The sequence below is a fragment of the Nocardia sp. NPDC002869 genome (genome assembly GCF_046764065.1).
Classification (GTDB): domain Bacteria; phylum Actinomycetota; class Actinomycetes; order Mycobacteriales; family Mycobacteriaceae; genus Nocardia; species Nocardia rhamnosiphila.
Genome location: NZ_JBKOOL010000205.1, coordinates 1 through 8,825, shown reverse-complemented (window position 1 = coordinate 8,825; position 8,825 = coordinate 1). Strand labels below are relative to the sequence as shown.

At 69.1% G+C, this 8,825-nt stretch carries 8 protein-coding genes; 7 read left to right on the top strand and 1 reads right to left on the bottom strand.

What is annotated here, in order from left to right; genetic code table 11:
- Positions 1 to 126: 126 nt before the first annotated feature.
- A complete protein-coding gene (locus ACLML9_RS25900) occupies positions 127 to 348 on the bottom strand; it encodes a zinc ribbon domain-containing protein (protein ID WP_411947963.1) in 222 nt (73 codons plus the stop codon).
- A 522-nt stretch (positions 349 to 870) separates the two neighbouring features.
- Between ACLML9_RS25900 and ACLML9_RS25895 the strand changes: the two genes are divergently transcribed.
- The 7 genes from ACLML9_RS25895 to hisG all read left to right on the top strand — a co-directional run bounded on the left by ACLML9_RS25895 (position 871) and on the right by hisG (position 8,478).
- Positions 871 to 2,454, top strand: coding sequence for a protein kinase domain-containing protein (locus ACLML9_RS25895; RefSeq protein WP_411947962.1), 1,584 nt, complete (start codon positions 871 to 873; stop codon positions 2,452 to 2,454).
- A 111-nt stretch (positions 2,455 to 2,565) separates the two neighbouring features.
- A complete protein-coding gene (locus ACLML9_RS25890; RefSeq protein WP_411947961.1) occupies positions 2,566 to 3,264 on the top strand; it encodes an HAD family hydrolase in 699 nt (232 codons plus the stop codon).
- A gap of 272 nt (positions 3,265 to 3,536) precedes the next feature.
- Positions 3,537 to 4,397: an arpA protein gene (locus ACLML9_RS25885; RefSeq protein ID WP_411947960.1), complete on the top strand. Its 861-nt coding sequence runs from the start codon at positions 3,537 to 3,539 to the stop codon at positions 4,395 to 4,397.
- Positions 4,398 to 4,441: 44 nt separating this feature from the next.
- Positions 4,442 to 5,263, top strand: coding sequence for a class I SAM-dependent methyltransferase (locus ACLML9_RS25880; RefSeq protein ID WP_411947959.1), 822 nt, complete (start codon positions 4,442 to 4,444; stop codon positions 5,261 to 5,263).
- 45 nt (positions 5,264 to 5,308) lie between these two features.
- The gene (locus ACLML9_RS25875) at positions 5,309 to 7,123 is read left to right on the top strand and encodes a choline/carnitine O-acyltransferase (RefSeq protein ID WP_411947958.1); all 1,815 of its coding nucleotides are present in this window, start codon (positions 5,309 to 5,311) and stop codon (positions 7,121 to 7,123) included.
- Positions 7,124 to 7,328: 205 nt separating this feature from the next.
- A complete protein-coding gene (locus ACLML9_RS25870) occupies positions 7,329 to 7,592 on the top strand; it encodes a phosphoribosyl-ATP diphosphatase (protein ID WP_030521337.1) in 264 nt (87 codons plus the stop codon).
- A gap of 34 nt (positions 7,593 to 7,626) precedes the next feature.
- The gene (gene hisG, locus ACLML9_RS25865; protein ID WP_356954546.1) at positions 7,627 to 8,478 is read left to right on the top strand and encodes an ATP phosphoribosyltransferase; all 852 of its coding nucleotides are present in this window, start codon (positions 7,627 to 7,629) and stop codon (positions 8,476 to 8,478) included.
- The last annotated feature ends 347 nt before the right edge of the window (positions 8,479 to 8,825 follow it).

Here is an 8,825-nt window from a genome sequence, read left to right as displayed (position 1 = left end):
TCTGATAACTCATCGAGTTATCGGACACCGCCCTCTCGGGCGTCCCCGGCTCATGCCCCGGCCGGGGCATGAGCCTTGGTTCCCGCGTCGTCCGGGCCGGCTGCACCGGCACCCCTCGGATGCCGGTCAGTGCCTTCCCGTCGGCGGGCATTGGTAACCCGGCCCCCTGCTCGGAGGTCCGGGGGATCGTGATGGGTCTTTTCTGTGGAGCGCCGGCCAGGCAGCGAGGTCGACCGCGGCATTCAGGTCCCGATCAGCGCGGTGGCCGCAGGGGCAGGTGAACACCCGATCCGCCAGCGTGAGATCGGGGTTGAGGGTGCCGCAGGCCGATACCGACCCACCCGCCACCGTCGTCGGGGCCCCGAGCCGGGTGGTGGCGGCCCGGGTGCAGATCCGCGGCGAGCTATGCGGCAGCAACTCCGGCAAGCCGGTCCAAACTGCAGCAGAACCGCAGGACAACACGGATTACCGAACCTCTTCGCCAGCGCGCACGCACCCTACGCCCCGGCCAGCCGATCCGAACCCGGCAATCCGAGATCTCGGATACCCTCTGAGCTCGGATAAACCTGCGGGCAATGTGATTGTCATCACTTGGGCGGTGGTCCGTCGGCTCCGAACCACCGTCGAAGATCGAAAACGCAGGTGATCGGGGCGCGACAGGGTTGGTAAACCCCTACTGCTCGCACGGCTTCCAGGTGCCGGAGCGTAGGATTTCCGGGAATTTCCGCTGAGGTTACCGCCGAATCAGAAGTCGCGACAATGTTGTCGGGCAGTTCGGGCGCGCCGGGCCGGAGCGGACCCGTAGGCAGCCGCCTGTGACGCGCGGAGTGCTGGAAGACTCGGCGGCGAACAGAAGGGGCCACGACAGAGATGACCAAGGATCGGCTGATCGCCGGACGGTATCGGCTCACGGATCCCATCGGCACCGGCGCCATGGGTGTGGTGTGGCGGGCACTCGATATCCGGCTCCAGCGCACCGTCGCGGTCAAACAGGTGCTGCTCGGACCCAACCTGACCGAACAGCAGACCTCGGAAGCGCGCAAACGCGCACTGCGCGAAGGCCGGATCGCCGCGCGCCTGCACCACCCCAACGCCATCTCGGTGTTCGACGTCGCCGAGGAGGACGGCCAGCCGTGGCTGGTCATGGAATACATGAACGCGCCGAGCCTGGCGAGCCGGTTGAACCTCGACGGCACCATGGGCCCGCTCGAGGTCGCCAAACTCGGCGCCCAGGCGGCCGCCGCGCTCGCTGCCGCGCACGACGCCGGTATCGTGCACCGCGATGTGAAGCCGGCGAATCTGCTGGTGGGCGATGACGGGACGGTGAAGATCACCGATTTCGGTATCTCGCGTGCCACCGGCGATGTGACGGTGACGGCCACGGGTTTCCTGGCCGGCACCCCCGCGTATCTGGCGCCTGAGGTCGCGCGCGGTGAGCAGCCGATACCCGCCTCCGATGTCTTCGCCCTGGGATCCACGCTCTACCACGCCCATACCGGCCGCCCGCCGTTCGGCGACGGCGACAATCCGCTGGCGGTCCTGCACGCGGTGGCCGGCGGACAGGTCGAACCGCCCGCCGGCGCGGGCGCCCTGGGACCGGTGCTGATGCGCCTGCTGGCGACCGAGGTCGCCATCCGTCCCACCATGCACGAGGCGCAGGTGATGCTGGAGGAAGTGGCTGCCGGGCGGGCACCGGAACCGGTCGATCCGGTGGCGCCCGCCGCCACGAAGATCCTGCCCGCCGATGCGGCCGCGACCCCCCCGCTGTCGCCGGATGCTCCCGCCCCGCCGCGGGTTCCGCCGCCGGGCGCAACCCCGCCGGCCTTCCGCGGTCCGCGACAGACCGCCCCGGCGAGTGGCGCCGGTGCCGTCCCGCCCGCATCGGGGCAGGCTCCGGCAGCGTCCGGGGGCTCCCGGAAACGCACCGGTGCGGCGTTACTGGCGGCTGTCTCCGCGCTGATTCTGGTGGTGGTTGTGGGGTTGGTGCTGGCGAATGCCCTCGGCGGCGACACCGACGATCCGGCCGCGCTCGCCCCGGGCACGTCGCAGGCGCTCGCCCCCGACACCGCCGAATCCGACACCGAATCCACCGCCCGGCCGTCGACCACGACCCCGCCGCCGACCACCACGCCCGAAACCGGTCCGCCGTCCGCGGCCCGCGTCGAGCAGTTCGTCCGCGGGTACTACGGCCTGCTGCCCGGAAACCCGTCCGCCGCCTGGTCCCAGCTCTCGCCCGCGTACCAGGCCACCACCGGCGGCTACGCCGAGTACACGCGCTTCTGGTCGACCATCTCCGCCATCAGCATCGGCGCGGTGACGCCGTCGGGCACCGGCTCGGCCGTCGCCACCATCACCTACACGATGAGCAACGGTTCGGTGCAGTCGGAGAACCGGTCGTTCCAGGTGGTGCCGGAGGGCGGACAGCTGGTGATCACCGCGTCCCAACTGCAGTGAGCCGCCCGCCCGGGGCCTTCCCCCGGCCGTGCTGCCGATAGGGTCGGCCGGGGATGCCGGGTCGGCTCCCGGGCACGGGCATGTGATCGACCGCGACGAAAGGCCGTACCTATGAACCGGGTTGCCGGAGTGCTGTGGGATATGGACGGCACCCTCCTCGATTCGGAGAAGCTCTGGGATATCGGTGTACGGGAGCTGGCGCGCGAACTGGGCCGGGAGATGACCCAGGAGATCCGGCACGCACTCATCGGAGCGTCCGGGGCGAACGCGCTGCGGATCATTTTCACCGAACTCGGCCTGCCTCCGGAGCCCGCGGCCGTGGCGGCGGCCGGACATTTCCTGGAACAGCGCGTCACGGAACTGATGAGCGGGCCGATCCCGTGGCGGCCGGGCGCGGTGGAGGCGCTGGAGATGGTGCGTGCCGCGGGTCTGCCCACCGCGCTGGTGACCAACACCAAACGGTCGCTGACCGAGCTGGCGCTGGAAACGCTGGGCCGCGATCGGTTCGACGTCTCGGTCTGTGGTGACGAGGTCCCGCACGGGAAACCGGATCCCGCCGTGTACCTGCGGGCGGCGGAGCTGCTCGGGCTCGAGCCCCGTGACTGTGTGGCCGTGGAGGATTCCGTCACCGGGGTGGCCGCCGCGACGGCCGCGGGGTGCGGGGTGCTGGTGGTGCCCTGCGAGATCCCCGTCCCGGCGCACCCGTCGCGGGTGCACCGCGACAGTCTGATCGGGTTGTCGCATACCGACCTCGACGAGGTGCTGCGGACCTGTCGCGCGGTTGCCGTCGGTGATCCCGCGGCGTCCTGAGCTCCGCCGGCACCCAGCCCTCGCCGGCGGTCGCCACCTCGTCCGCGGGAAGCCGAGTTGGGTCATCCGGCGCCGAATGCGTCCGTGCGCCCGAACATTCGATCATGGGCTGCTTTTCGTGGCCGATTCCGGCGTCACCGCTGTGATCAGGGGCGACCAGCGGTGGCGAAGGATGTTGCGGAGCAACAAGACCGAGCGGTCCGTGACCGGACTCACCCGCTATCTCCGGCAAACACCGGGCGTGTCGCAGACAGTCCGATAACAATATCGCTATGGCCGCCACGGTGACCTTGACCGACATCGTCGACACATCCCGCTACCCGCTCGCGGAGCCCGGTGCCCCCGGTTGGCGTGCCGCGGTGGCGGCGGCCCGGGCCGATCTCGCCGAGGACGGCTGCACCGTCCTGCGCGAGTTCATCCGGCCCGAACTGCACGCCCTGCTCGCCGAGCAGGGGGAGCGGATGGCGCCGCACGCCTACTACCGCACCGAGCGGGTCAACGCCTACAACATCCCGCTCGACAGCGAATTACCCGAGGACCATCCCGGCCGGATCGTCTTCGAACGCGGTAACGCCTTCGTGCCGCGCGACCGCATCCCCGCCGGCGCACTCATCCACCGCCTCTACACCGACGAACTGTTCCAGCGTTTCCTGGCCGACTGCTTCGGCCGGGACCGGCTGCACGAATTCGCCGACCCCCTGGCAGGGCTGGTTCTCAATGTGGTCTCACCGGGGCAATCGCATCCCTGGCATTTCGACACCAACGAGTTCACCGTCAGCATGCTGACCGCTACCCCCGACGCGGGCGGGGTCTTCGAATACTGTCCCGGAATCCGTTCCCCGCAGGCCGAGAACCTGCCGGATGTGCACGCGGTCCTGACCGGATCGGGCGAGCGCCTCATCCGGCGTCTGGTACTGCGCCCGGGGGATCTGCAACTCTTCCAGGGCCGCTTCTCGCTGCACCGGGTCTCCCCGGTAGAGGGCGCGGCCACGCGGCATACGGCGATCTTCGCCTACAGCGACCGTCCCGGTGTCATCGGCACCGTGGAACGCACCCGTCAACTGTTCGGACGGGTGCTCCCCGATCATCTCGCCGCGGCCGACGCCGTCCGGGGTGACCGGCTGCTCGATTGATCGGACGCGATCGAGTGGATACCGCCCGAGGAGAGGAACACACCGTGCCAGTTCCGTTGCACACCACCGGGAAAGCATCCTTCGACGACATCTACTCGAGGCCCGATCCACGCGACTACTACGCGCGGATGTCGGAGCTGGACTATCGCATTCCGGAACTGGCGAAACCGCATCTGCGGCGGCAGATCGCCGAATGCGGCGCGGCGAAGGGCGCAGCACCCGGCGTGCTGGACATCGGGTGCTCCTACGGCGTGAACGCAGCCCTGCTGCGCTGGGACACCACCCTCGCCGAGCTGGCCGGATGGTATGCGGACCCCGAGGCGGATACGAACGAGTTGATCGCTCGCGACCGCGCCCGGCCGGCCGGCGCCGATGCGCTGCCCGGGGTGCGGTTCCTCGGTATGGACGCCTCCGCGCCCGCCCTGGATTACGCCCGCGCGGCGGGCCTGCTCGACGCCGTGGTGCACGCCGACCTCGAGGCCACCGACCCCAGCGACGAACAACGCGCGATTCTCGCCTCGGCGGACCTGGTCGTCTCGACCGGCTGTATCGGATACGTCACCGAGAAGACGATCGTGCGGATCGCCACCGCCCATCCCGACCGGCGCCCCTGGATGGCCCATTTCGTGCTGCGTATGTACGGTTTCGAACCCATCGAGGCGGAGCTGGCGGCGCTGGGTTACCACACCCGGCGAATGCCCGGCGAGTTCGCCCAGCGCAGGTTCGCCTCGATGGCCGAGCGCGAGCAGGTGCTGAGTACGCTGACCGGTAACGGCATCGATACCACCGGCCTGGAGAACGAGGGTTGGCTGTATGCCAATCTCTATGTGTCCCGGCCGCTTTCGGCACCCATATCCATCGCTTGACCGCCGGGCGCAACCCGCCGACCGACGACCGAACCGGAGAACGACTTGACCGAATCCACCTTCGCCGCCGAGGACCAGCTCCCGAGGGTCCCGCTGCCGACCCTCGAGGACAGCTGCGCGCGTTTCGTCCAGTGGTGCACACCGCTGCTGACCGCTGAGCAGCTGGCCGCCACCGAGGCGGCCGTGGCCGATCTGCTACGCCCCGGCGGCCCCGGCCGCGTGCTGCACGACGCGCTGCGCGAATACGACCAGACCCCGGGCGTGGGTAGCTGGCTCGACCGGTTCTGGCCCTCGCGCTACCTGGGCCGGCGGGACCGGATCGCGTTGAACGCCAACTTCTTCTTCCTGTTCCGCGACGATACCGTGCTGGCGAGTTCCACCGCGGCCGACCAGGCCGAGCGGGCCGCCGCGCTGGTCGCCGCCGCGGTCGACTACAAGCTGGCCCTGGACCGGGAGGAGATCCCGCCGGTCACCCAGCGGGGGCAGCGCCTGTCCATGTGGCAGAACAAGTACCTGTTCTCGGAGACCCGGATTCCCGGTCTCGAACAGGACACCGTGCGGGTGCCCTACAGTGCGGCCGAACCGGGCCCGTCCACCGCGCGGCATATCCTCGTACTGCACCGCGGAGCCATGTTCCGGCTGGACGTTCTCGGACCCGACGGCGACCCGTACGCCTTCGAGGATGTGACCGCGGGCCTGCGCGCGATCCTGAAATCGGCCACCGAGCCGGCCCCGGCCGGGACCTCGGTCGGACAGCTGACCACCGCCGCGCGCGCCGACTGGGCCCGCGCCCGCGCCCGGCTGCTGACCGATCCGCACAATGCCGAGGCGCTCGACACCGTCGAAACGGCGCTGTTCGCCGTCTGCCTCGAGGATTTCGCCCCGCGCGACGACCTGCACGCCGCCGACACCCTGCTGCACGGTGACAGCGCCAACCGGTGGTTCGACAAATCGGTCTCGTTCATCGTCTTCGCCGACGGCCGGACCGGGATCAATGTCGAACACTGCGGCCTGGACGGCACCACCATCCTGTCCTTCGTCGACACCCTGCTGGAGGCTCCTGTCGGCGAGCATCTCCAGCGGTCCGGGGCGCGGGGGCAGGGGCTGCCGCCGGCCGAGCAGATCGAGTTCCGGCTCGACGCGGAGCAGCAGGCCGAAGTGGTCGCGGCCGGGGCGGCGTTCGCGCAGTACGCCGCGGACAATGCCACCACGGTCGTCTCGTTCGAGGATTTCGGCACCGCCCGGGCCAAACAGCTCGGTATCTCCCCGGACGCGTTCGCGCAGCTGAGCTACCAGCTCGCGCACCGGCGCAGTAAGGGCCTCACCGGCGCCACCTATGAATCCATCGCCACCCGGCAGTACCGCAACGGCCGTACCGAGGCGATGCGCGTGGTGACCCCGGAGATGGTGACCTTCGCCGACACCATGACGGATCCGGCGGCCGATACCGCCACGAAACTGGCCGCTGCCCGCGCCGCCGCCACCGCGCATGTGGAACGGGCGAAACAGTGCCAGTCCGGTGCGGCGCCGGAACAGCATCTGTGGGAACTCGAATGGATCCAGCGGCGCCGCGGCGCCGAACTCGGCGTCACCGACCCGATTCCGCTGTACTCCAGCCCCGGCTGGACCGTTCTGCGCGACGACTATCTGAGCACCAGCTCCGCGCCGTCGGTGAACATCAGCTACTTCGGTTTCGGGTCCACCAGCCCGAAATGCATCGGTATCGCCTACGTACTGCTGCCCGACCGGTGGAATCTGTACCTGGCCACCCCGGCGGCCGTCGCCGACCAGATGCACGCGTTCGCCGGGCACCTGCGCACCGCCGTCGCCGAACTGGAGACCCTGCTCTCCGGAGCATGAGCGAGTCGGGCCCGGAGGCGGTAGTGCGATACCTTCGCCTGCGCTTCGGTCTCCGCAATCAGCATGTTGACCGATCGTAGGTCTCGCTCATGCGCAATGGACGCAGCATGAGTGGTACTCGTGTGATCGCCCGAGTGGGTGCCACGACACAGTGGTGCCCACTCGGGCGGAGTCGTGTGGCGGTGGTCTGAAACAATGACCTGCCGTGAAGACTTTCGAGGCCCTGTTCGCCGAGCTCCAAGATCGCGCAGCCACCCGTCCCGCCGGGTCGGGTACCGTCGCCGCGCTGGACGCGGGCGTCCATACCCAGGGCAAGAAGGTGCTGGAGGAGGCCGGTGAGGTGTGGCTGGCCGCCGAACACGAGGGCGACGAGGCGCTCGCCGAGGAGATCTCCCAGCTCCTCTACTGGGTGCAGGTTCTGATGGTGGGCCGCGGGCTGCGGCTGGAGGACGTCTACCGACATCTGTAGACGCCCCGACCGTTCTCCGACCGAAAGGACCATCATGCTGCGCGTCGCAGTCCCCAACAAGGGCGCACTCTCCGAATCCGCGGTCGCCATCCTCACCGAGGCCGGCTACCGCAAACGCACCGACTCCCGCGATCTCACCGTGCTCGATCCGGCCAACCAGGTGGAGTTCTTCTTCCTGCGGCCCAAGGACATCGCCATCTACGTCGGCTCCGGCGAACTCGACCTGGGGATCACCGGCCGTGATCTGTCACTGGATTCGGGCGCGCCCGTGCACGAGCGACTCTCGCTCGGATTCGGCGGTTCGACCTTCCGCTACGCCGCCCCGCAGGGCCAGGACTGGAAGGTCGAGGATCTGCAGGACAAGCGGATCGCCACCTCCTATCCCAACCTCGTACTGGCCGATCTGTCGCGCCGCGGGATCGAAGCCGAGGTGATCCGGCTCGACGGGGCCGTCGAGATCTCCATCCAGCTCGGGGTGGCCGACGCGATCGCCGATGTGGTCGGCTCCGGCCGGACCCTGCGTCAGCACAATCTGGTCGCCTTCGGCGAATCGCTGTGCGATTCCGAGGCCGTGCTGATCGAACGGGCCGGCTCCGACCAGCGCGACCGGGCGCGTAACCAGCTGATCGCCAGGGTCAAGGGTGTGGTGTTCGCTCAGCAGTATCTGATGCTCGATTACGACTGCCCCAAGAGTCTGCTGGAACGCGCCGCCGAACTCACCCCGGGACTGGAATCCCCGACGGTCGCCCCGCTGGCCGACCCCGGCTGGGTGGCGGTCCGGGCGCTGGTGCCGCGCAAGAAGGGCAACGAGCTGATGGATCAACTGGCGGAACTGGGTGCCCGGGCCATTCTGGCCACCGATATCCGCTCCTGCCGCGCCTTCTGAACCAGCGGGCGTAGGGACGGTCTGTTCCGACTCGGCGCCGAGGCCCACACCTCGGCGCCGAGCGTCCGTGATGGGTGTTGTGGGCTGTCACCTTGCGTGAGCGGCATGGACCCTGACCTCCATCCCCGGCCCGAATCATCGCTGTGGCCGTTTCTCCGTCCCGGTCCTGGCACATGTCGGCGACTATTTACGGCGGCGACCACCGAGAGCTGATGGCGCGATGAGCTCACCCGGCCTGATCAGGGCGCAGATCTGCACATTCACTTCTGTCTATTCCGGATGGTCTACCTCTGTGGTCGGGGCCCGCCCCCGATTCTGGACCGACGGAGCGAAGGAGCGCAGCGACT